Source organism: Paenibacillus sp. BJ-4, from assembly GCF_020404765.1.
Lineage (GTDB): Bacteria > Bacillota > Bacilli > Paenibacillales > Paenibacillaceae > Paenibacillus.
Window position 1 is genome coordinate 64,905 of sequence record NZ_JAIVEM010000052.1, and the last position, 23,821, is coordinate 88,725.

Consider the following 23,821-nt stretch of genomic DNA (forward strand, 5'->3'; position numbering starts at 1 on the left):
TCCGCTTTTATGTGTGGAATAAGTGCTTTAAACGATAAAAAAGCAGGAATAACCGCCTTAATTTTATATATGTGATGTTTTATATGCTTTTATAGGTTGATTTATAAATATATATGACGTATTATATTTAATATCAGATGACAAGAAAAAAGGAGGGGCGTTCATCATCGACCTTACGGCAAGACAAGTGGAAATTTTAACGATCGTACAAAAGCATGCTCCGATTACCGGTGATCAGATTGCGGAAATGCTTAATCTCAGCAAGGCGACCATTCGGACCGACCTATCCAAGCTGGGCATTCTGAATTACATAGATGCAAAGCCCAAGGTTGGCTATTTTGTCGGAAAGCGGGGTACGCCGAACCGGGAGGAAAAATTCCGGCTTATGCAAATGAAGGTTGGCGATCTTCACGGGGTTCCGGTTATCGTACGAGAAACAACAACGATTCAGGAAGCCGTAGTGGCACTTTTTTTGGAAAATGTGAGCAATTTGATCGTCACCGATGAAGATGGGGATTTGGCGGGTGTAGCTTCCCGTAAGGATTTGCTCAAGGTTACGTTAGGCAATCCGAATGCGGCGACCATTCCTGTCAGTCTCGTAATGACCCGTCAGGCGAATGTTGTCACCGTTTCCCCAGAGGACACCGTTCTGGAGGCAGCACGCAAAATTATTGCCCGTCAAATCGACAGCTTGCCTGTCGTCGTCCCTTCCGACTCCGACAAACCAGGAGAACACTGGAAAGTCGTGGGACGCATTACGAAAACGAATATTATTAAAATGTTGCTCGATATGGTAGCAGAAGATTAATGGGAGGAATCGAATGGTTCAGGCGAGCAGTCATTTTATAGCGATCTGTTCAGACTCGATTGGTGAGACGGCGGAAGCTGTCGTACAGGCGACCATGCGCCAATTTGAGCTACCGGACACAGAGATCAAAAGATTTATGAATGTAAGGGATGAAGATGAGCTGAGCCGGGTGATGGAGGAGGTCGCCGAGCGGAGAGGTTTTGTTGCTTATACGCTGGTTCAGCCAGAATTGAGAGAGGCGATGAAAGAGGAGGCTGTCCGGCTGAATGTGCGGGCTGTGGATATTATGGGGCCGATGATGCAGGCATTTGCAGACACGTTCCATAATGATCCGAAGGAAAAACCCGGTCTGCTGCATCGGATGGACGATAATTATTTTCGCCGTGTGGAAGCCATGGATTTTGCAGTTCAATATGATGATGGCAAAGATGTGAGCGCCATTCTTAAAGCGGATATTGTATTGCTTGGGGTATCCCGTATTTCCAAAACCCCATTATCGATGTTTCTGGCACACAAAGGTTATAAGACAGTCAACATTCCGATTGTACCGGAGCTGACGCCACCCGCACAGTTGAAGGATGTACAGCACGGCCGGGTGTTCGGGTTGACGATCCAGCCGGAGCTGCTGCTAAAAATACGTAGTGAGCGACTAAAGGTTATGGGGCTTCCTAACAATGTGCAGTATGCTACATCGGCGCGGGTGGAGGATGAGATTGCTTATGCGCAGTCTTTGTTCAAGGAACTGAGTTGTCCGGTTATTGATGTCACGGATAAAGCAATTGAAGAGACAGCAGGTCTGATTATCAGAATGTTGTAGTAGCGTAGTAACTCTTATAGAGAAAATATGAACCGCAGGATACCGGAGTGTAATAGATAAATAGCAGTAAAAACTGCTCTAAAGAAAAGATCGGCCGTAGGATATAGGAGATTATATAAAAATAGATAAATGGCAACGAAGCTGCTCTAAAAATAATGATTTACCATGGGATAACAATGATATAGAAGAGGTGGAGGGATAGGTATGGAGAGTCAATTGGCATTGGAATTCGTTCGCGTAACAGAGGCGGCAGCGTTGCAATCGGCGCAATGGACAGGACGTGGAGATAAGAATAGCGCTGATGAGGCGGCTACGGTAGCCATACGCACCCATTTTAATGCGGTATCCATGGACGGTACCGTCGTCATTGGCGAAGGAGAAATGGATGAGGCTCCCATGCTGTACATCGGGGAAAGAGTAGGCAATCGCAGAGGACCGGCTATAGATATCGCTGTCGACCCGCTGGAGGGAACCGAAACAGTGGCAAATGGTTTGAACAACGCTCTCTCGGTCATTGCTGCTGCACCTCGTGGAAGTTTGCTCCATGCTCCAGATATGTACATGCAAAAAATGGCTGTTGGCCCGGACTTGGCTGGAAAGCTGTCACTGGACGATCCGATCCCGACTACATTGTCAAAAGCCGCACGGATACTGGGCAAATCTTTACCCGATCTTACGGTATCCATTCTGGATCGTACACGTCACGCTGGAATCATCAAGCTACTGCGGGAAAGCGGCGTTCGAATCAAGCTGCTTGGTCACGGAGATGTGATGGGGGCGATTGAAACTTGCCTGGATAGCGGTGTAGATTTGCATATCGGCTCCGGCGGCGCTCCCGAGGGTGTATTGGCGGCGGCAGCACTGAAATGCATGGGCGGAGAAATACAGGGCCGTCTGCTGCCTCATGGTGAAGAAGAAATTGAGCGTTGCAAACGTATGGGGATTACGGATCCAGGAGCATTGCTATCCATGGCTGATATGGTTGGACGTCAAGGTGTGATGTTTGTGGCTACTGGCGTGACACCTGGCGAGTGGTTGCAGGGGGTTCGTTCTCTCCCTGGTCACAGGGCGGAAACTCACTCGGTTGTGATGCACTCGGAAACAAAAACGATTCGCTTCGTGCGTAGTATTCACCACACAACAGACGCTTCCGGTACGCTCGCTGCGGCAGCATCATCTTAAATCTTCACAGCTATATGCAAGACCAAGTCATCATAAGCTTAAAAACAGCAAGTCTCTTACCACATGGAGACTTGCTGTTTGGCGTTTCCGGTTTGTGTACCGATTGTAGAAAGGCTATAACCAAAGATATAAATTTCCTGAAAATCGATCCTTTTGAATGAAGATAAAAACGTTTCAAAGTTTGAAAAGAAAATTCATAGCTTTAGAAGAGAGAAATTCAATTTGAGCTGAAATTTTTAGACGGAGAGTCAAAAAAAATTTCAGCTCAAATTAGTTCTAAAGAACTATAAAACAGCATGATTTATTAAAAAATTAAAGAGTTATTAATTTTGATTGATGTGAGCTTGACGGAATTTAATCCCATAAAATAGGAGGTCAAAGGCTGCTGCGGAAAAAGGCGGAATTTGTCGGATGATATCAGGATGAATTTGTTACATTTATGTTAATGGCATGTAAAGGTAAAATTGTTGTAGCACAAGGCTTTGGAGCTTTATTGCAAATCATAATAATTTTGATTTTACAAAATTCATGAAAATCTGAAAGCTCGTTTTGAATCAAATTAACCGATCATGAGCAGCAGGCAATTCATGCAAAAAGTGAAATTGTTGCTTTTAAAGACTGAAAATAAATAGCATAATCTGGATTATATTTTATTTTTATGAACTCTATCAATTTAGCCCTTTTGTCCCATGCCAAGCGATTTTAAAGTTTGTATATTTAAAATCAGCTAGAAAGTGTTGGAAGGAAAAAAGCGATATAAGGATTTATTGTAAAATCCTGAACTGCATAGAGGATGGAGGAATTCATATGACGACTCGGTCACAATCTTGGTTTGCGAAAAACGCGGTCCATCCGGCTGAGAGGCTCCAACTATTTTGCTTCCCTTATGCCGGTGGTGGCGCTTCCATATTTAGTCCCTGGAAGTCTAGACTTGCGCCCGACATTACTGTTTTACCAGTACAGCTCCCGGGACGTGAAAGCCGTTCAACAGAAGCCCCAATGGACACCATTCAAGACATTGTACACTCGCTGCTACCTGCTATGGCTTCGTACGTACATAAGCCTTTTGCTTTTTTCGGACACAGTATGGGAGCACTGATTGCATTTGAATCAGCACGGCAGTTGTACAGCAAAACTGGAAGATTGCCTATCCACATCATCGCGTCCGGTAAATCCGCACCACATCTTCCGTATTCTAAAAAACAACTTCATGATTTAGCAGATCAACCTTTCACCGAAGAGCTTCGTTTAATGCAGGGAACACCTGAAGAGGTACTGCAAAATGCAGAGTTAATGCAAATTATTATGCCTCGTCTGCGTGCGGATTTTAAGGTATGCGAAACGTATGTTTATCAGCCAGGGAATCCGTTGGCTTGTCCGATGACCATCTTTGGCGGCATGAAGGATTATGAGGTGACCACGGATTCACTTCATGCCTGGCAGCAGCACACCACATTGCCCATAGATGTGCAAATGTTCGAAGGCAATCACTTTTTCATCCATGAACAAGAGCAAAAAGTTATCAGCGCAGTCGTGAATATTTTGTCCGCATCCTCAGCCCAGAACCACGCTGCCGCAGCTCATGCATCATACAGCACCAATACCCTACAACCACGATTCAGGCAGAGTTAAATGACCCACACATCACGATACACTACGTTATTAACATCTCGGCAACCATTCGACAATCAGCCCACCACCAGGATGCAACTCTCAGCATAATTCAAGAACGATTTCATTCCATGCAAACATTCATACATCCAGAGCCAGAGTTTATCTCACTATGTCCATTGCAACTTAAAAAAGTTCGCACTGTGAAAGTGTGAGCAACGAAAAAGAGGGATGTCCTTGTTTCGATCAAATTCTGCTTTTCGGAGACTCGCACGTTATGTAAGACCGTACAATCTATGGGTTTTCATAACAGTGCTCGCCTCCTTATGTTTGGCAGATATTGACATTATTTTAGGTAAGGCCATCGAGCAAATGGCAGAGGGGACCTTCTCGTCCACCGAGAACATGATCTATCTAGTTATTGGTATGACCCTCATTGGAATGCCCTGTAAGTTTGTGATGAGGTACGCTTCAGCGCGATTTAGCGTTAGCGCTCTACGTGACCTGAGAGGCGACCTCGTACATAAGTTTTGCGATTTACCGGTTTCCAGTGTAGAGAGGAAATTTACCGGAGATTTGGTATCCCGTCTTACGAACAATACGGCGATGTTACAGAATTTTTTTATCGAGCAGCTTGCCAATCTGTTTTATTTACCACTTGTGTTTACGGCATCATTAACGTTGCTTTTAATGACAAGCTGGAAGCTGGTTTTGGCGAGAATTTCAGACTCTTCCTGCGGTGTTGCCAGTTTAATTTCGCTTACAGCGATGTTCGGATTGCCAGTAACCTGCTCCAGCAGATGGATAAAATGCCCAGCGATTCGCCGAATATCAGCTGCATCATAAACCTGTGTGTTAAAGCCGAAGCTGAGACGCAGCGCCTCACCCGGCATTACAGCGGAATGGTGTTAATGAACTTGCCGATAATATCCTCAACCCACTAATATCCGATGGACGGCCTGAGACGACACTGCCGACGCAGGCCGCTTCCCAGTCACTGGCTCGTTCTGCCACGCAAGTGAAGCTTTCGCCAGAGATCGAGGGCATATACCAGGTGAATTTGAATCCCGTTCATGGGTGGGGGAAATGGATTCGAATGCTGGGAAGCATTAAATACACCGTTCAGATTCAAGATGATCATACATTGATCGTTAACGGGGAGTACCCGGATGAAAATGAAGCAACGGACAGAATTTTTCAAGCGGCAGGCGATGGTCTGTTTGTGGAAAAGGGGGGGCAGCTTAAAATTTTGCTGTATCAGCAAAACGGTACATGGATGATGGTCGCCCCGGATAGTGAAACCATGAAGCAGACGACACTTTGGCACCGTACCTGGACGCTGCTTGTCAGCTATGGTGCCGCCTCCTTGTTTTTCATCACAACCCTGCTGATTTGGGTCGCAAGATATGTGATCAGAGCTATCCGTAAAGATAAAGCTCATATTTCCTCCGCCCTTGCATTCATCGCGTTGCTGAATACGATTTTTCTCAGCGTGCAGATCATTTATGGTAACAGTCAGATTGTATATGGATATCCCGTTTGGTATATTTGGGGGATTTGCACGCTCCCGCTGATTTCAGCGCTTATTGCCGTATGGGTTCTGATCGTGAATGGCGCTAAGCTGATTACAGGGGAAAGGAGAGCGAAAGCCACAGGCAAAATCCTGTTTGCGGTAGTCACATTGCTGCATACAGTATATCTTTTCTACTGGAATTTCCTCCCTGTTCATTATTCCTAAACATTTACAAAACAGCGCATGTCCGAACATAAATGAAGGCTAAAATTTGTATTTGGTCCCCACTCAGCTGGGGGCCGTAAACTAACAAACAGGAGGAATAGGAATTGGGAATCATTCGTCTTTTTGCATCCCGTAGCTTCAAATACGCAACTGCGATGGTATTCACTTTGTCGTTGTACGCTGGTGCTGTGAGCAGCATACAACCGGCATCGGCAGAAGGCCCGGCTGATCCGGCCCCTTTTATCACCGCCAAAGTGGTCAATGAGAATGCTGGCAAAAAAGTGCTGTTCGATAATAGACACGGACAGACGTCCGGCGCTGCAGATTGGGTCATTGACGGAGGGTTTTCAGACTTCGGACAGGCCCTCGCGAATCGTGGCTATGATGTACATGAGCTGCGTCAATCTACGCCGATTACTTACAATGATCTGAAGGATTATGATGTATTTGTGACGGCAGAGCCGAATATTCCTTTTAAACAGAGCGAACAGGCTGCAATGGAGCAGTATGTCAAGGCAGGTAACAGCATTTTCTTCATTGGAGATCATTATAATGCGGACCGCAACAAAAACCGTTGGGACGGGTCGGAAAGTATAAACGGCTACCGTCGAGGGGCTTGGGAAGACCCTGGTAAGGGCATGAGCTCGGAAGAAAAAAACTCGGCCGTGATGCAGGGGGTAGTCAGCTCGAATTGGCTGGGTAGCAAGTTTGGTGTGCGTTTTCGCTACAATGCATTAGGCGATATTACCGCCAATCAGATTGTCGAGCCAGCGCAGGCCTTCGGCATTACAGCGGGAGTGAGCAATGTCGCTATGCACGCGGGATCAACGCTGGCGATTATCGACCCGGCCAAAGCCAAGGGCATCGTATACCTGCCTCAAACGAACCAGGCTTGGGGCAATGCGGTAGATCAGGGCGTCTATAACGGAGGCGGCATACCGGAAGGACCCTATGCAGCTGTATCCAAAGTAGGACTTGGTAAAGCTGCTTTCCTGGGGGATTCATCTCCTGTTGAAGATGCTACACCGAAATATCTGCGCGAAGAGACGGGAACCAAGAAGACGACGTATGACGGCTTTAAAGAGCAGGATGATGCCGTGCTGCTGGTTAATATCGTCGACTGGTTGTCCAAGAAGGAGGACTATACCAGCCTAAAAGATGTGAAAAGCTTGCAGCTTGACCAGCCGACGGCGTTGCTGCCTTTTGAAGAGCCACAGGCTTCGACGGAGCCGCAAGCTGAGCCTTGGTCCGCTCCCGCAGCAGGCTACAAGTGGTGGGATCAGCAAACTTTTAAAGCCGGAGCCTATGGCGGACCCACGGCCAGTGCGCAGCCAGTGTACAGTATCGTTCGTCAGGAACAGCTGCCGAATGCACAGCCTTTTCAAATTCGAATAACCGCGGACCAGTTGACCCCCAATACCACGACTAGTGGATTCAGCACAGGCATTTATGTAGCGGGCGGCAATCAGGTAGCCCAGATTCAAAACCCGGATGGCAGCTGGCCGACCTCGTATGGTTATAGCGGAGTATTTAGTCTGGAGTCCGACAGCAAGGGACATGCCTACAAAGACCTCACCGTTCGGATCAAGTCGGGAACCAGCGGTGCAGCCAATCTTCGATTGAGACAAAACGGCAGCAATCTGCTGACCCAATCGGTCGTGCTGGCAGATGTCCCGGCCCAGCCGCTGCCTGAGGAAGGAAATAACGTTCCGGCACGTATTCGTATTGCTGAAGCGCGGAGCCTCCCGGCTGGCAAGGTCGTTACCTTGGAGGGCATTGTGACGACAGAGCCAGGTGCCTTTGGCGGTCAAGCTTTTTATATGCAGGACGAAAGTGGAGGGATTTATGTTTATCAAAACCAAAGCGGCTTCCAGCAGGGCGATCAAGTAAAAATTACAGCCAACCTTGCATTGTATAACAGTGAACTGGAGCTGACCGATCCGGTGGCTATTGAAAAAACGGGTGAAGGACAGCTTCCCGCAGCTATAAAAATCACTGAATTAAGCAACGCCAACCAAGGACAGCTGGTTGAGCTTCCCTCTGCCATCATACGTAATGTGATCGATGCGACTCCAGCTGGTTCATTTGAATTTGATGTGGTTTCTGGCGAGACAAGTCACCATGTACGCGTGGATGCACGCACAGGTGTCACTCGGACCTCTTTTCCATATCAAGAAGGACAGCAAGTAAAAGTGAAAGGCATATCAGCAATTTTTAAAGGGAATTATCAGTTAAAGCCACGCGGGCTGGATGATTTTTCAGTTGAAGTAGGGGCGGTGTTGCAAGAAGTAAAGCTTTCGCTGGACCACCAAAATCTCAATGTAGGAGATACCGCAACTACATCTCTTAAAGGTACGTTGACGGATGGCAGCGAAGCTGATTTAAGTAAAGCTTCTGTTCAGTATACCAGCAGTCATGAGGCTGTCACGCTGGATACGTATGGAGAGCTTCGAGCGGTAAAAGAGGGAAGCGCCGAGATTGCAGCGAGCGTCACGCTGGAGGGCAAAACCGTCGTATCCAATCCTGTAACCGTTACAGTCGGAAAAGCCGCAGCTGGTGAAGTGCCGGGCAAACCTGTTCTATCCGATGATAACGGGCAGGATAACGGCCTGAAGGATGGTAATTATCATATCACTATGAATCTGTGGTGGGGCACGAACGGTGATGAACTCAAGCTGTACGAAAACGACGAGCTGATCGGAACTCAACCTCTGCAAGCTGCTTCCCCTGGAGCACAAAGTGCAGTCATTCCAGTAACAGGGAAGGGCAATGGCACCTACACGTATACCGCTGAGCTGATCAACGCTTACGGCAAAGCGACCAGTGATCCGTTAGTCGTCAAAGTGACAGATGCTTCACCCGGCTTTCCGGTGCTGTCACATGACAACTGGGACGGTGACGGTAACTATACGGTTTCCATGAATATGTGGTGGGGCACGAACGCGACCCAATATAATTTATATGAAAATGGTGAGTTGCTCGACACGCAAGAGCTGCCGAACCAAACTCCGCAGGCTCAAAGCGCAGCTACTAACATTCAAGGCCGAAAGCCAGGTACATATGAGTATCGGGCGGAGCTGATCAATGCCTCGGGGCAAGTTTCCAGCAAAACGATTAGCGTCGAAGTGAAGGATCGTTAAATCATAAGAGCAACTATTGGCTTTACAAGAGTCAATAGTTGCTCTTTTTTATTTTTTATCTAAGCTGTCGCTCCGTATGTTGACAGTCGCTTTTCATTCCGAATATTAGTTATTACAAAAATAGCCCCCGGGAACGGGGACCTGCCCATTTAGGATTGGGTTGGCGAAGCAGTAAGTCCCTCTATATCTGAGGAGCCATAGAAGAACAAGGCAACTAGAATCACAATAATGACAACCTCTGCAAAATGTTCTCCATCAAACTCACTCACCACAAATATCTCCTTTCGCCACTTGTTAATTATTTATTTTCTGTGAAAAGGCTTGTATCACCTGATCCAGTGTCATATTGCCGTTATCATTTAAAAATTTCACCATATTATCGACATTGGATGGAGCGGATGCTAATGTTTTGTATTTGCCCGTGAGTCCCAAAAATAATGTTGCTTGTCTGTATAAAGTAACGGAATCGACGTTTAGTTTTCCTGTTAATAGTAGAGCTGCTACAAGAACCTCTACATTTTTTCCTTGAAGAGCGGAAAAAATAGCCGAATTAGTGTTTAATCCGTTTTTCTTTTGACCGTTGGGGGATGATTTGGATTTGCGATTTCCATTCCCACTCCCATTTCCGTTTCTATTCTTTCCTAAGGAAGTCATTGAATCTTCCTCCCACCTTAAACTGTTCTTGTCTGGTATGATAAGGGGTTTGAGACAAGGACAGCGGCACTGCATGTGCTCATCAAAATGCGTTATAATCTTATCATATGCGATAAAAAAACATTGGTTACTGTAAGAATAACCCTGACTGAGTCCTCCCGACTTCTATCACATTGTAATTTCTTTTCGCATGTTGGTTCAATATAGAGTAAACTACAATAAAGCAAGCTAAATAGGAGTTGTGAATAATATATGTCAAACGAAGAAGTATTGTTAACCAAAGAGGGATTAGCCAAGCTGGAGGATGAGCTTAAGGAACTGAAGACCGTAAAACGCAAGGAGCTGGCTGAACGTCTCAAGCTCGCGATCAGCTACGGGGACCTGAAGGAGAATAGTGAGTATCACTCCGCTAAGGACGATCAAGCGTTCATGGAAACACGAATCATGGTATTGGAGAAAATGTTGACCAAAGCTCGGATTGTGGATGAAAGTAATCTGGACCTTGGGACCGTTAGTATCGGTTCAACCGTCATTCTCAATGATATCGAATTTTCGGAGAAGATGGAGTACAAAATTGTAAGTCCTGCTGAGGCAGACGTTCTGGATAATAAGATTTCCTATGAGAGCCCTTTAGGTAAGGCGCTTTTGGGAAAAGAAGTGGGCAGTATCATTCATGTAGATGCACCCATGGCTGTCATTAAATATGAGCTGCTCGAAATTAAGCTCACGTAGTTCATTCCCGATTCCCTTTATAAGGGGGCCGGGATTTTTTTAATTTCTCGTTGCTCACATAACAGCATATGGAGCACCGCCTGCGCTCCATATGCTGGACAAAGTGTTCGTTGTAGCTGCTATAGCGATATAAGCTAGTCCGTCATCAGGAAGCCGGCTTGCTCCAGTGCAGCACAGGCATCATTAATTTTAGCTTCATCCGAGGCGTGTAAGGTATGAAGATGGATGCCACCGGTTAGCTGGGACAAATAAGTAGCCTGAGTGGAGTTGATTTTGCGGATGAAATCCTCCACTTCTTTGCGATTTCCGACCCGTATCGGAGCAGTCAGATCGCCATATACCGGATGCTCCACAATAACATCCTGCACACTTACACCATAGTCCACAATTAGCTTTAATTCCTCTTCTGTCTGTTCGGGTCGGTGATTGCACACGATAATACGTGAGGCTATGGGAGCAGCCTGCGCAGCAGGCTCCATGTAAATGTATCCTTGGCTCGTTGCCAAAATAGGCTCTTGGCTTGCTTTTAACAGGGAAATATCCTGTACAATTACTTGTCTGGAGACGGAGGCTCTGCGTGCCAGCTCGCTCCCGGTCAGCGGCGATTCGTTCTTGAGCCACAGCAGTAGCTGCTTGCGGCGATCCGTTCCTGACCATTTTGAAGATTCAGTCAATGGGATAAGCTCCTTTCTTGTCGATGCGTCAAGTCTGTCAAAATACCTACCAGTACATTCAGGTCCTCAATTGTAGTCGTCCTTCCGAAAGAAATACGGATAAATTGTAAAGCTTCACGGTCAGAGGCTCCAAGCGCTTGTAAGGCAGGCGAAGGTTCGTGGTGTCCAGCGGCACATGCGCTGCCGGTAGATATACAGACGCCGCTGCGGTTACATTCCAGCATAACATATTGTCCCTCGTAACCGTGAAAAAAACATCCCACGATATGATTGAGCACAGCTGTGCCGCTTTCCTGTACGACCCAATGCAACGGAATGGATCTCTCCTGAACTTGGGTAATAAAGTATTGCCTTAATGAAGCATACCGTTGCTGATGCAGATCCATTTGTTCAGTCATCATTTCTGCTGCTGCGACAAACGCTGCAATACCGGGAACATTAACCGTTCCGGGACGAAATCCGTTTTCATGTAGTGTATCAGGGTACACAGGACGCCAAGGGATGCCCGGCTTGAGATAGGCAGCACCGACACCTTTTGGGCCGTACACTTTATGGCTTGATACGGAGAGGGCGTCCACTCCCAAAGCTGCTACATCAATGGAAATGTTTCCAAAGGTCTGTACCGCATCGCTGTGGAGCAAAATACCACGATCTCGCAATAGGGGAGATAAGGCAGCAAGATCCTGAATCAGTCCAGTTTCCGAATTGGCGTGTTGCACGGATACGAGACCGGTGGTTTCTCTGAGATGAGGTAAGAGAGCTTCGACGGTTATTCGTCCGTTCTTGCCCGGCTGTACAATCGTCAGCTCATAGCCCTGACTCTCCAGCAAAGTGGCAAGATTGTACATGGAATGATGCTCCAGTGCGCTCATAATCCAATGTCTTTTGTGCTCTGGCAATCCATTCAGAATCGACTGCACAACCAACATATTGGATTCCGTTCCTCCTGTTGTAAAATAGATGCCTTCCTTTTGCCCGCCAATCATATTCGCCATCCGTTGTCTGCAGTAATCGAGCACATAAGCCGCTTGACCGCCTGCATCATGGAGGCTGCTGGAATTTCCGAACATTTCTTTATTTAGTGCGCTATACATATTCAAGGCTTCGTCACACATCGGTGTGGAAGCGGCATAGTCCAGATAAATCACAGCCAATCCTCCCTGCTTAAAAATAATTCCATTACAAAAATCCTTGAGATTATTGTAGGCATGTGTAAATATAAGTGTCAAGACACTTGTAAATATGCATGTAACACGACGGTTATCTGTTCATAAAAGCAGAGACAGACAGCTACAAAGATAATGGAGGGATTAGGATGTCTATACTTGATGTTTTACAAGGAAATCGAGGGCTGATGCCTGAGCATTATAAGACACTGACAGTTGAGGATATGGAGCGTCGCGTTGCTGAGCTGAAACAAAAATGGGGGCCAAAGCTGCTCATTCCGGGCCATCACTATCAGAAGGATGAAGTGATTCAGTTCGCTGATATAACAGGGGATTCTCTACAGCTTGCCCAAATGGCCGCACAAAACCAGGAAGCGGAGTTTATTGTGTTTTGCGGAGTTCATTTTATGGCGGAAACAGCCGATATGCTGACTGCCGATCGACAAACGGTCATACTGCCAGATATGCGCGCAGGCTGCTCAATGGCAGATATGGCGAATATGGAGCAAACCGAACGAGCTTGGAAGCATCTGCAGGAGCTTGTAGGAGACACGATGATTCCGTTAACCTATGTGAATTCCACAGCGGAGATCAAAGCCTTTGTAGGACGGCATGGCGGGGCTACCGTAACGTCTTCGAATGCCAAGCAAGTGCTGGAATGGGCGCTGAAGCAAAAGGAACGTATTTTATTTCTACCGGATCAGCATTTGGGTCGCAATACAGCCTACGATCTTGGAATTCCACTGGATGAAATGGCCGTATGGAATCCGATGACCGATCAGCTGGAGACTGAACAGGACCCCGCAACTGTAAAAATTATTTTATGGAAAGGGCATTGCTCTGTTCATGAAAAGTTTACAGTAGATCATATTCGCAACGTCCGTGAGCGTGACAAGAACATCCGGGTTATCGTTCATCCCGAATGCTCTTATGAGGTCGTACAGCTCGCAGATTGCGCCGGCTCCACAAAATTTATCATCGATACGATCCGCGCGGCAGAGCCGGGGACCCAATGGGCCGTCGGTACGGAGATGAATCTCGTGCAACGAATCAAGCAGCAGTACCCTGAACAGCAGATCGAATCGCTCAATCCTGATATGTGCCCTTGCCTGACCATGAATCGGATCGATCTTCCACATCTGCTGTGGGCAATGGAGCAGATTGATCAGGGAGAGCCTGTGGGTGTAATTCGTGTAGATCATCAGGTCAGACAGGAGGCTGTACTGGCATTGAATCGCATGCTGGCTATTCGTTAAGCTTTTGCCGCTCCGGCGAGACTGTAAATCTAACTGTATCTCTATTTGAAGATTAGTCGTTGGCCCGGTTTCGTGCTATAATCGTAGCAACGAACCGAAGGAGGTGAATCCCTTGTTTGAGCTTCAGGACCTGCTCCCCTATTTATTTACAATCGGCTTGCTGTGTACGGTAACCTATGCGTATCTCACTCATTTGCACGGCAATGTACCCGAATGCTGGGTAGAAGGCGGGGCCGTGCGGTCGCATGCTTCTTCGCTGATGCCGATATCTGCCCGTGGACAGGACATGCCTGTCCGATTGGCACGCCATATCCGGCGTAAGGAAGCGCCGGATGAAGACACGTCAGATTGTTTCCCCTCGTTGAACGATGGTACAGCCAATCAACGAGGAGGAACATATGAAACGTTTCAAGGGATTCACCTTTTGGGGTAAAAAAGAACGGATAATAGGAATGATGGTAGCATTGGCGGTGATCATGCTGCTATCTGGCTGCGGTGCGGCTGCTGGAGAGATTAATGCTCAGACACCCGGATTTTTTAATCATTATGTAGTATTCCCGCTTTCTTGGCTCATCCAGCAATTGGCGCAATGGTTTGGTGGAAGCTTTGGGCTGGCCATCATGACATTGACGTTAATTGTTCGTCTGGCGTTACTACCGCTTATGATGCGTCAAACACGTGCCCAGCAAGGGATGAAGCGCAAGATGAGCGCCATGCAGCCCGACTTGGACCGAATCAAGAAGAAGTACGAAAATAAGAAGGATGCTGCCAGCCAGCAGAGCATGCAGCAGGAAATGATGGCACTTTACAAAGAGCATCAATTCAATCCGCTCAATATCGGCTGTTTGCCTATTCTCATTCAGCTCCCGATATTGAGTGGTATGTACACTGCCATCCGGTTAACCCCGGAGCTGGCCTCTCATTCCTTCCTATGGTTCCGACTCGGACAGCCGGACTGGATTTTGGCAGTGATCGTCGCAGTCGTTTACTTGGCACAGGCCAAGCTTTCTCAGCTTCAAATGACGGCTGACCAGCGCAAGCAATTTGCCATTATGGGATATCTTTCACCCATTATGATGGCGGTCTTTTCCTTCAACGCCCCTGCAGCCATGCCATTATACTGGACAGTCAGCGGCACCTTTTTGCTGCTCCAGTCGCTATGGTTCCGTAAACGGTATCCAACGGAGGAAGCAGAGAGCAAGACTAAGCTTGGAGAAGTCACACCGACCTAAAAGTAGATGATATTTGTGTAACATCGTAATTGCGTTTCCAGTATGTCATGTGTAATGACAGGATGCCATTCGAGCCGTTATAAGGCTTGAATGGCATTCTTTTTTATGTTGCTCCTTCCTTTAACGCGAGTAGTGGCAATGCTTATTATGCATAATTCGCTTGCGTTATTTTAGTCACTGTGAAATTCTTAATGGAATAAGTTAATTCTTAACGTTGGGAGAGGGCATATGAAAAATTCAACCACGTCCATTGAATGGTATGAAAATCAAATCAGGGAGGACGGCTGCTATTGCATGAGAAGTATGCAAAAAGCACCGGGCTATATACAAAAGCTGAATTGGACAGAAAATGAATTTTCCCAAGGTTTGACTTACATACAGATAAGAAAAGACAATAAACCAGTAGGATTTATTGAGTATGCGATGGGTGAACAGGCATGGAGGGCGGTTCATGCGGATGGATATCTTCTGATTCATTGTTTATGGATGGGTATGACCGGATTGGGGCTAGGCTCCCAACTTATTCATCGTTGCATCGAGGAAGCTGTCAGGTTGGGTAAAAAGGGGGTCGCTGTGGTTACCAACACCGATACATCGTGGGCGCCTGGCCCCGACATTTTTCTAAAGAACGGGTTTCAGCATGTGGAGAACGCACCTTTTTCTTTTCAGCTGTATGTTTATAAGCTTAATAGGAATGACCCTGATCCTTATTTTCCAAATAACTGGGCGCAGCGGCTGGAGAGCTTTAGTGAAGGCTTAACCATCTTGCGAACTCATCAATGCCCCTATTTGGAGATTGCCACGCAAAATGTGATTGAAGCGGCAGAGATTGTGGGTATACAGCCCGAAATCATGTATATACGCAATCGTCCACAACTGATGGAATGGTCTCCGACACCTTATGGTGTATTCCATGTGATCTGTAAAGGAGAATTGATTTCATATCACAGGCTGACTCCGCGTTCTTTTGCTAAAAAACTGAGCCTGCTTTACGATAAAAGCTGATTCTTTGGGTGAAAATATTAAAGAAGTGTGGGAACTGTAAACGAACATCACGGAGGACCAACAAGACATGAAACAAGCACCAGTAAAGCTGCCCATCTCTTTGGCCCTACTTACATGTATAGTATGTGCGCTCGGTTTTGCTTTAATCGCATTATGGGTCAGCGATCATCAGGTGCGGCATTTTGACTACATGATCATTGCGGATATTCAACAGCTGGAATCCCCAGCAATGACTCGTATAATGAAATTTTTCACCCTGATCGGCAGCGGGATTCCGATTGTGATCATTATTTTAATCGCCATGTTTGTGCTGCACAGAGTATTGGGACACCGTAGAGAACTGCTGTTTTTAGCAATTGCTGTACTGGGTTCGGTATTGCTGAATACGGTATTAAAGTTGCTTTTTCACCGTGCGCGTCCCGAAATTAACCGTATTATTGAGGCAAATGGATACAGTTTTCCAAGCGGACATTCGATGACTGCTTTCAGTATGTATACGGTACTGGCCTTTTTAGTGTGGAAGCATATTCCTTCCAGGCTGGGACGTATCCTGCTGATCGCGCTCAGCAGCCTGCTGATTGTAGCGATCGGGATAAGCCGTATTTATTTGGGCGTGCATTATCCGAGCGATGTTCTAGGTGGTTATTTTATGAGCGGCTGCTGGATGATGGCCTGTATTTGGTTTTATCAGCGATATGAAGAACGAATGTAGGGCTTCGCTTCAAATGACAGCATTACCGGTGTCAGGCATTAAAGGCTGTAAAAAAAGCAGACGCATTAGCGCCTGCTTTTTATTTGGGAAGAGGAAGTGGGGCCAGTGATATGAGTTCTGGACTGTACGGGAGGCTTGAGCCCTAGTTTTTTCTCCCCATTTTCATAAAGAATAATAGCCGCCTGTATGAAAATACCAGGAAGCTTCCGACTCCGTATGAATGTATGAATGCCGACAGCGCAGCCTGCTCCAATGACCGCACCTACCAAAATATCCGAAGGATAATGCACACCGGTCCAGACTCGGGATACGGCAATGAGAATAGCCAGGATAACCCAAAGCACGCGATATTTTTGACGATGAAGCCAAAAAACTACGGCCAGAGCAATGGCTCCAAGCGCATGATTACTCGGAAATGAAGCGTTGGCATCATGGTGGATAAGCTGAATGACATCATGACCGACGAAGGGTCGATCTCTGTAAAACAAATGCCCCAGGCCCCAACTGATTACAAAGCCAATACCAGCAGTGACAATAGCTTCTATAACCATCATCCGATGCGGCATTTTAAAGGAGAACCAGTAAATCAGCAAAGCCACACCAAACAAATAAGGTGCATATTGAGCCAAGAAACACATGATTCCATTTAAAAAGGAGAGGTGATTAGCCAGTTCATTGATCCAGTGAAATAAAGCATAGTCTACATTAATTAACATGAATAAATTACTCCTTAACATCAAAAAATGAATTACAAAATTACATTATAGAGCGTCCCAACGAATAAAAGCTTAAAATCAAATAAAAAATGCATGTCTTTTCCACTACTCAATTTGTTTTTCTATAGAAAATAGGTGGTTTTGCGGTGAGAAAATCGGTGCTGGTCATTGATGACGAAGAGAAGATATCTAGATTACTCCAATTGGAATTAACCCACGAAGGATACGCAGTTGAAATTGCTCAGACGGGCAAAGAAGGATTGGAAAAAGCTTTGGCACACACATGGGATATCATCATTTTGGATGTGATGCTGCCGGAACTCAATGGGGTCGAGGTGCTAAAGCAGATTCGAAAAGTGGACAATCATACGCCCGTCATTATGGTCACTGCACGTAACACGACTACTGATAAGGTTTCCGGTCTGGACGAAGGTGCGAATGATTACATTACGAAGCCTTTTGAAATCGAGGAGCTATTAGCGCGGATGCGGGCCAGTATGAGACATCAATTGGAGTTCAGAGCTACGCCTCAACAAGAAGAGGAGAAGCCGCCGTTTCTTCAGGTCGATAGCTTGGTGCTTGAATCCAAGACACGTTCTGTGATGCGGGAAGGGAAGCGAATCGAACTTACGCCCAAAGAATTTGATCTGCTTCACTACCTCATGGAGCACAAAAATCAAGTATTGCAGCGGGATCAAATGATTCAGGACGTGTGGGGATTTGATTTTGTGGGGGATACGAATGTAGTCGATGTGTATATCCGATATGTTCGTAAAAAAATCGATCATGGCTACAAAAAAAAGCTGATTAAAACCGTACGTGGCGTAGGGTATTGCATCAGGGAGGAAGACCATTGAAGCTGCGGACCAAAATTACCCTGCTCAGCTCAATTCTAGTGATGACCATTCTCCTGTTTGTAGACGTTACCGTTCATCTGTTGTTTGTCAAAATCGCCACTCGCAATGAAAGAGAAGTGCTGCAAAATAAGTGGACTGATATCATTTCCGAAACCGGTTCCAAGATGATTTTAAAAAATGCATGGGGACCCGAGTTGAAAGATGAGCTTGCAGGAGACACAATCCTGAGGGTTTTTGATCAGCAATCCCGCCTTCTGTATGAAGTAAGTCGTCAGTCTCGCTTCAAGCTGGGTAACATACGTTTTAACACTTCTCAAAGCTCACAGCTGATAGATGTACAGGGGCATAAAATCCTGGTAATTCATCTTCCAGTGCTTTCTCCGGAGGGAAATCAAGAGGGAACGCTGGAGATCGTGGAACAATGGGATGCGCTCGAAAACAATCTCGATATTTTAAATACGATCCTCATCACCTCGACTACAGGAGCCATGTTACTTAGTTTGGTAGGCAGCACGATTTTAGCGAATGCCATATTGCTACCGATTTCAAGCAGTATTCAGACGATGCAGGAAATTGAAAGAAGCCTTAAATTTAAAAAAATCCCTGGTCGCACTCAGAATCAAGATGAATTGTCCCAAATGACCGCAACCTTTAATCGAATGATGGATAGGTTAGAAGAGAGCTTTGAAAGCCAGCAACAATTCGTCTCAGATGCTTCGCATGAGCTAAACACGACATTAATGATCATTGAGGGCTATGCTAATATGCTGCGGCGCTGGGGCACGCGTGACGAGGATATTCATAAGGAATCCATTGAATCGATCTATGAAGAAACTCAGCGAATGCGAACGATGACACAGCAATTACTGACTTTGGCTTCCTCACAGCAGAAAGACCCTGAGACGTATGAGCGAATAGAGCTGATCGGCTGTTGTCAACAGGTAGTAGCACATCTCACACTTGTACATGATCGTCAAATTACTATTGTTACAGATGAAAAAGAAATTTGGCTTGATGCCAACCTTGCAAAAATCAAGCAGTTATTAGTTATTTTGCTCGATAATGCGTTAAAGTACAGCTCAGATTCAATCGATATCCTTTTGTCTGCAGATAAAAAAGATGTGCACATCCGGGTCAAGGATTATGGAATCGGGATTCCAGAGGGCGAGATCAAGCGAGTCTTTGAACGATTTTATCGTGTAGATAGCTCCAGGCATCGTAAAACCGGAGGGACCGGGCTTGGGCTGCCGATTGCAAAGGCTATTACAGACGTCCATCAGGGTACGATATGTATGGAAAGCGTAGAAGGAGAAGGGACAGAGGTGACCATCACGTTGCCTCGAAGACAACAGGAAGGGCTGTCCCACTGGTAGGCAAATCTACTCGCGGAACAGCCGTTTGTGTTGATTCTTATCTATGCCTGTCCTAGAGGACACGACGTGCTGTAGTGTAATGGGAATTCCACCAGCCTGAATTAAGGTCCGTGATCGTTACGCCACCTTTACCGAAGGTGTGCAAAATCTTGCCGTCTCCCATATAAATGGCTACATGGTGAATTGGCGCATAGAAAAAGACCAAATCGCCTTTTTGCAGCTGACTACGTGGTACAAAAGTACCGACGGTTGATTGCTGTCTGGACGAACGCGGAAGCTTGATTCCATTTTGTCCAAATACATATTGAGTAAATGAAGAGCAATCAAAAGAGCTTGTGTTGCCTGCTGGTGCTCCATGTTGATATCGTACACCCATAAACTGGTAACCTGTAGAAATGACCCGATCAGCTGTGCTGACAGAAGCGGCATGAGTGGTGTCTGGTCCAACTACAAAGCTTCCTGCGCCGAATGCTAAAGTCATTGTAAAGCAAATGCCCAACCATAATTTTTTCGAAGTGTGTTTCATTTAACATTCCTCCGTTAATTTGTATTTTATATCTTGTCGTGATGTCCTGAGATGACAATAACACAAATAAAATATCCGAAATTTACCGCCCAAGGTTACAATCCTGTTACCCCAACGCTTTTTCCTCATTTATTAGAAAACGATGAGAATTTTCACCTCGATTTTGGATTGACAAAATATACAGTTCCCCCTTATCGCTGGGTTCGTATGACAAAAAGCGACTTGCAGATGATTCGCACAAGCAATCACGCAAAATATACATACCTATATAATACAGTTTATAACTTGTACGGGAGCAAGCTCAGGTTCCCGTTCATATCGTAAAGATCACACCGTATTTCCGGTCAGGAAGGGGGATTCGTATGGCTTCAAAGTGGATTAAAATGCCCAGAGGCCGACGTCTAACCATTGTTCAGGTCATCTCCAACTATCCCAACGCACAGCCGGTACCCTCCATTAAGGGCGGAACGGAAAAGGTCGTGTATGAATTAACGGAGGAACTAGTAAGGCGCGGACATCATGTATCTTTGTTTGCTGCCCGTGGGAGCAGGAGCAGTGCGCGACTGATTACCTATCCCAAGGGTTTAAAGCACGATCAGATCCACCGGTACGTCCTACAGCACATGCTTCCCGGCACACACATCATTCATGATCATACCTTTCGCTCTGCTGTAGGGCGCAGGAAGCTGCCTTGTCCGTCGGTATGTACGGTCCATCTTCCAGTGAAGAGACACGGTAGAAACCCGGTATATGTCAGCAAACGGGCACGCCAGCTTATGGGTGGGGGCAAAGGCTTTTATATCTATAATGGCATTAACACACAGGAATATGAGTTCAGCAGCGAGAAGCACGGCTATTTGCTGTTCATGGGCCGGATTATACGAGATAAAGGCGTATTGCAAGCCATTCAGGTTGCAGAACGAACAGGAAAAAGATTGCTTATTGCCGGTCCCATCAAAGCACCTATATTTTTTCGCCAAGAGATTCAAAAGCGAATTCAGCATAATCCCAAAATCCGCTATGTAGGGGCGGTGGGGGGGGGCCAGAAGCAGAAGTTGCTGAAGCATGCAGAATGTCTGTTGTTCCCGACACTTTGGGAAGAGCCTTTCGGACTTGTGATGGTCGAGGCGATGGCTTGTGGAACACCCGTACTGGCTTTAAATAACGGCTCCGTTCCCGAGGTCCTATCAGGCTTTCCACAGCTGATTTGCAAATCCGTTAGCCAAATGGCGCGAAAGGCACAGCAAAAAAATTACCCGTCACCAGCTCAGCTTCGTTTGTATGTCACCCAAAGATTCACCAACAAACAGATGACCGATAAATATTTGAGACTATACCGCGAAATTATCCGTCGGCAAGGACAGAAGAAGAGCCAGGGATAGCTTATGCGGAGGTGAAAGGGATGCAGGTCAAACAGTATATGCTTGGAAAGGGTTATTCTTGGGCGACCCCTTATTATATAGCCATAGGGAAACAGAGAGGTCCGCATGTGATGGTGGTCGCGGGCATACACGGCAAGGAAATCGCAAGCATACGCGCGGCTGAGAAGCTGGTGAGGCTGTTAGACCAGCAGAAGCTGCGAATCAGCCAAGGCAAGCTCATAATCGTACCTATAGTCAATCAAGAAGCTTACCGCAAACGGATTAGGGGAATACCTGACCTTAATCGAACCTTTCCACGCACAAAAAAGCAAACGGCCTCCAATCCGCTTTCCGCTGCGGTATTCCAATTAGCACAAAAGCATCAACCCGAGTGGTATCTCGATCTGCATGAAGCCAACGGATTGTCACAAAAGGATGCCAAGGTGCTTGGTCAAACGCTAATTTCCGATAAGGGCAATCCGGTAGTTCCTGCGGTGCGTCGAACTATAAAGCGAATGAACCATTCCATCAAGATCAAAGAACGGCATTTCAACCTTCGGTTGCATGAGCTGCCGGGCTCCTCCCGTACGGCAGCAGCCCGATTCTTAGGCGCACGGGCGGTCACGGTGGAAACATGCTGGAGTCTACCCAAGAAGGTACGTATTAAGTATCAGCTGGAGATCGTGCAGCATTTCTTAAGAGAAGCTGGGCTGATCAAGGCCAACGAGGTATATTTATCTGCCAAGGTTAGAATGGGTCATTCCATGAAAATGTAAAATGTAACATTAAAAAATAAAAATCGCTTCTAGAGCCAGGGATTTTCCTTTCCCATACTCAAGAGCGATTTTTTTTATTTGCCATCTCGTGCACAAATTGATGTTGGTGCTTATATGACATCTCTATACGTCAAGATTCGGATTTATAGAAGGCACTCACCAAGCTTTCTCCCAGGCGAACCTCAATTAGCTCCAATGGTTTATCCAGATCGGCCCGGATCGTGTGATACGTATCGACCGGGATACGAAAGACTGAACCGCTTGCTGCCATAAAGCGTTCTCCATTCAGCATGACCTCCCCCCGGCCGGAAACGATCGTCCACACTTTCAACCCACTGCCGTGACAATGGCCGTTTAAGCGTTGATCTGGGAGCACCGTCAAGCGTATAGCAAGAATATCGTTCAAGCTCCGATGATCGAATTCGTCCATCACCCGGTAGCTACCCCAAGCGGTTTCACCATGCATGGGGCGTCGATGAAGTGCCCCCAGCTGCTCTTTGATCGCGTGGGCATGACTCTTGGCGGCAATGAGGATGCCGTCAGGGCTGGCAGCAGCAATAATATCCTCCACGCCAATGACATGGAGTGGATAGGGCAGCTCATTGACGATATGCGTGCCATGAGCGGGGCCACTGATCTGTCCGCGCCCAATCACTCGGTTGCCGAGCTGTTCCGTTAATGCCTGCCAGCTGCCGATGTCACGCCATTCACCCTCGTAGGGGAGGACGACCGCACGTTCTGCACGTTCTGCAATCTCCTCGTCGAAGCTGCGAACAGGGAGGCAGTCGTACATCGCGCATAATGCCTTATCGTTCAGCGGCAAATCGCTACGTTCCATGCAGGCCAGCATATACCGTAGCTTAAAAGCGTAAATGCCACAGTTCCAGAGCGCACCTTGGCTGATAAGCTGTTGCGCTCCCAGGCGATCCGGCTTTTCTGTGAAGCGGGCAACTGACGCATAGGCGGGTTTCTTCTTTCTTATCATTCGCTGACCCGGAACGATATAACCGTATTGGTCAGAAGGATGAGTGGGCCTTGTCCCAAGCATGGCCAGATCAGCTCCACTATCGAGCAACAGACCGGAGAGTGCCGCTACACTTTGGAAGAAATCCTCTCCCACAAACATATCCGCTGGAGCGATACAAACAATTTCGTCCAGTCCCACGCCATTGGCGTGAAAATGAGCAGCTGCCAATGCAGCTGCGGTGAAGGTTCCCCGTTTGGCAGGCTCACCTAGAACGGGCAGATGACCTTCCGTATGACGAAAGGCTAAATTCACCTGACTCCGATGAGCCAGCAGCAGGGCAGAGGAATCCAGCCCGGCTACAGTAAGCTGTCGATACACTCGACTGAGCATAGATTCCTTTTGCCCGTCAGGGGCAGGCAACAATCGGAGAAACAGCTTCGAGCGGATATCGTTGGACAATGGCCACAGCCGTTTTCCAGCACCACCGCATAACAATACGATGTGCACAGGCACTTCCT

Annotated in this window: 23 protein-coding genes and 1 pseudogene; 17 read left to right on the forward strand and 7 right to left on the reverse strand. The window is 46.8% G+C overall.

Annotation, left to right across the window (positions count from 1 at the left end):
• The first annotated feature begins 187 nt into the window (after window positions 1-187).
• The 5 genes and pseudogenes from LCF57_RS10180 to LCF57_RS10200 form a co-directional block, all read left to right on the forward strand.
• On the forward strand, window positions 188-808 hold the full coding sequence (locus LCF57_RS10180; RefSeq protein ID WP_226000583.1) for a helix-turn-helix transcriptional regulator: 621 nt from the start codon (window positions 188-190) through the stop codon (window positions 806-808).
• Window positions 809-821: 13 nt separating this feature from the next.
• Complete coding sequence (locus LCF57_RS10185; RefSeq protein WP_226000584.1) at window positions 822-1,625, forward strand: pyruvate, water dikinase regulatory protein; 804 nt, start codon at window positions 822-824, stop codon at window positions 1,623-1,625.
• Window positions 1,626-1,829: 204 nt separating this feature from the next.
• A complete protein-coding gene (glpX, locus tag LCF57_RS10190) occupies window positions 1,830-2,807 on the forward strand; it encodes a class II fructose-bisphosphatase (RefSeq protein ID WP_226000585.1) in 978 nt (325 codons plus the stop codon).
• Between the two features lie 807 nt (window positions 2,808-3,614).
• A complete protein-coding gene (locus LCF57_RS10195) occupies window positions 3,615-4,439 on the forward strand; it encodes a thioesterase II family protein (RefSeq protein ID WP_226000586.1) in 825 nt (274 codons plus the stop codon).
• A gap of 216 nt (window positions 4,440-4,655) precedes the next feature.
• A pseudogene (locus tag LCF57_RS10200) lies at window positions 4,656-5,177 on the forward strand (ABC transporter transmembrane domain-containing protein); the annotation flags it as partial.
• On the opposite strand, the gene LCF57_RS10205 reads toward LCF57_RS10200, so the two are convergent.
• Window positions 5,066-5,311, reverse strand: a complete 246-nt coding sequence (locus LCF57_RS10205) for a condensation domain-containing protein (protein WP_226000587.1) — start codon at window positions 5,309-5,311, stop codon at window positions 5,066-5,068. The pseudogene LCF57_RS10200 and the gene LCF57_RS10205 overlap by 112 nt on opposite strands.
• A 125-nt stretch (window positions 5,312-5,436) precedes the next feature.
• On the opposite strand from LCF57_RS10205, the gene LCF57_RS10210 reads away from it, so the two are divergent.
• Window positions 5,437-6,156: a hypothetical protein gene (locus LCF57_RS10210; protein WP_226000588.1), complete on the forward strand. Its 720-nt coding sequence runs from the start codon at window positions 5,437-5,439 to the stop codon at window positions 6,154-6,156.
• A gap of 104 nt (window positions 6,157-6,260) precedes the next feature.
• Complete coding sequence (locus LCF57_RS10215) at window positions 6,261-9,296, forward strand: endonuclease (protein ID WP_226000589.1); 3,036 nt, start codon at window positions 6,261-6,263, stop codon at window positions 9,294-9,296.
• 294 nt (window positions 9,297-9,590) lie between these two features.
• Here LCF57_RS10215 and LCF57_RS10220 read toward each other — a convergent pair whose 3' ends face one another.
• Window positions 9,591-9,950 carry a hypothetical protein gene (locus LCF57_RS10220; RefSeq protein ID WP_226000590.1) on the reverse strand — a complete coding sequence of 120 codons (360 nt, stop codon included), beginning with the start codon at window positions 9,948-9,950 and terminating at the stop codon, window positions 9,591-9,593.
• A gap of 252 nt (window positions 9,951-10,202) precedes the next feature.
• Here LCF57_RS10220 and greA point away from each other — a divergent pair, with 252 nt between their 5' ends.
• A complete protein-coding gene (gene greA, locus LCF57_RS10225; RefSeq protein WP_226000591.1) occupies window positions 10,203-10,682 on the forward strand; it encodes a transcription elongation factor GreA in 480 nt (159 codons plus the stop codon).
• Window positions 10,683-10,816: 134 nt separating this feature from the next.
• Here the strand turns inward: greA and LCF57_RS10230 are convergent, their stop codons facing one another.
• Entirely contained in the window at window positions 10,817-11,356 is a 540-nt protein-coding gene (locus LCF57_RS10230; protein ID WP_226000592.1) for a transcription repressor NadR, read from the reverse strand.
• Window positions 11,353-12,504: an IscS subfamily cysteine desulfurase gene (locus LCF57_RS10235; protein ID WP_226000593.1), complete on the reverse strand. Its 1,152-nt coding sequence runs from the start codon at window positions 12,502-12,504 to the stop codon at window positions 11,353-11,355. The genes LCF57_RS10230 and LCF57_RS10235 overlap by 4 nt, the downstream gene beginning before the upstream one ends.
• Before the next feature lie 167 nt (window positions 12,505-12,671).
• Here LCF57_RS10235 and nadA point away from each other — a divergent pair, with 167 nt between their 5' ends.
• The 5 genes from nadA (at window position 12,672) to LCF57_RS10260 (ending at window position 16,727) form a co-directional block, all read left to right on the forward strand.
• Window positions 12,672-13,778, forward strand: coding sequence for a quinolinate synthase NadA (gene nadA, locus LCF57_RS10240; protein WP_226000594.1), 1,107 nt, complete (start codon window positions 12,672-12,674; stop codon window positions 13,776-13,778).
• A 103-nt stretch (window positions 13,779-13,881) separates the two neighbouring features.
• Window positions 13,882-14,211: a hypothetical protein gene (locus tag LCF57_RS10245; RefSeq protein ID WP_226000595.1), complete on the forward strand. Its 330-nt coding sequence runs from the start codon at window positions 13,882-13,884 to the stop codon at window positions 14,209-14,211.
• Window positions 14,177-15,010 (forward strand): membrane protein insertase YidC, encoded by an 834-nt coding sequence (yidC, locus tag LCF57_RS10250; protein WP_226000596.1) that lies wholly within the window; start codon window positions 14,177-14,179, stop codon window positions 15,008-15,010. Before LCF57_RS10245 ends, yidC begins: the two co-directional genes overlap by 35 nt.
• A gap of 228 nt (window positions 15,011-15,238) precedes the next feature.
• Window positions 15,239-16,015 (forward strand): GNAT family N-acetyltransferase, encoded by a 777-nt coding sequence (locus tag LCF57_RS10255; protein ID WP_226000597.1) that lies wholly within the window; start codon window positions 15,239-15,241, stop codon window positions 16,013-16,015.
• A 67-nt stretch (window positions 16,016-16,082) separates the two neighbouring features.
• Window positions 16,083-16,727 (forward strand): phosphatase PAP2 family protein, encoded by a 645-nt coding sequence (locus LCF57_RS10260; RefSeq protein ID WP_226000598.1) that lies wholly within the window; start codon window positions 16,083-16,085, stop codon window positions 16,725-16,727.
• 65 nt (window positions 16,728-16,792) lie between these two features.
• Here the strand turns inward: LCF57_RS10260 and LCF57_RS10265 are convergent, their stop codons facing one another.
• Window positions 16,793-17,443 (reverse strand): undecaprenyl-diphosphatase, encoded by a 651-nt coding sequence (locus tag LCF57_RS10265; protein WP_226000599.1) that lies wholly within the window; start codon window positions 17,441-17,443, stop codon window positions 16,793-16,795.
• 146 nt (window positions 17,444-17,589) lie between these two features.
• Here LCF57_RS10265 and LCF57_RS10270 point away from each other — a divergent pair, with 146 nt between their 5' ends.
• Together LCF57_RS10270 and LCF57_RS10275 are read left to right on the forward strand one after the other, a co-directional pair.
• The gene (locus LCF57_RS10270; RefSeq protein ID WP_226000600.1) at window positions 17,590-18,300 is read left to right on the forward strand and encodes a response regulator transcription factor; all 711 of its coding nucleotides are present in this window, start codon (window positions 17,590-17,592) and stop codon (window positions 18,298-18,300) included.
• A complete protein-coding gene (locus tag LCF57_RS10275; protein ID WP_226000601.1) occupies window positions 18,297-19,673 on the forward strand; it encodes a sensor histidine kinase in 1,377 nt (458 codons plus the stop codon). Before LCF57_RS10270 ends, LCF57_RS10275 begins: the two co-directional genes overlap by 4 nt.
• Before the next feature lie 52 nt (window positions 19,674-19,725).
• On the opposite strand, the gene LCF57_RS10280 is transcribed toward LCF57_RS10275, so the two are convergent.
• Window positions 19,726-20,199, reverse strand: a complete 474-nt coding sequence (locus LCF57_RS10280; protein ID WP_226000602.1) for a C40 family peptidase — start codon at window positions 20,197-20,199, stop codon at window positions 19,726-19,728.
• A 362-nt stretch (window positions 20,200-20,561) separates the two neighbouring features.
• Between LCF57_RS10280 and LCF57_RS10285 the strand changes: the two genes are divergently transcribed.
• Both LCF57_RS10285 and LCF57_RS10290 read left to right on the forward strand, forming a co-directional pair.
• Window positions 20,562-21,581 (forward strand): glycosyltransferase, encoded by a 1,020-nt coding sequence (locus LCF57_RS10285; RefSeq protein ID WP_226000603.1) that lies wholly within the window; start codon window positions 20,562-20,564, stop codon window positions 21,579-21,581.
• Window positions 21,582-21,601: 20 nt separating this feature from the next.
• Complete coding sequence (locus tag LCF57_RS10290; RefSeq protein WP_226000604.1) at window positions 21,602-22,336, forward strand: succinylglutamate desuccinylase/aspartoacylase family protein; 735 nt, start codon at window positions 21,602-21,604, stop codon at window positions 22,334-22,336.
• Window positions 22,337-22,466: 130 nt separating this feature from the next.
• Here the strand turns inward: LCF57_RS10290 and LCF57_RS10295 are convergent, their stop codons facing one another.
• A complete protein-coding gene (locus LCF57_RS10295; RefSeq protein WP_226000605.1) occupies window positions 22,467-23,810 on the reverse strand; it encodes a sugar phosphate nucleotidyltransferase in 1,344 nt (447 codons plus the stop codon).
• Between the last annotated feature and the right edge of the window lie 11 nt (window positions 23,811-23,821).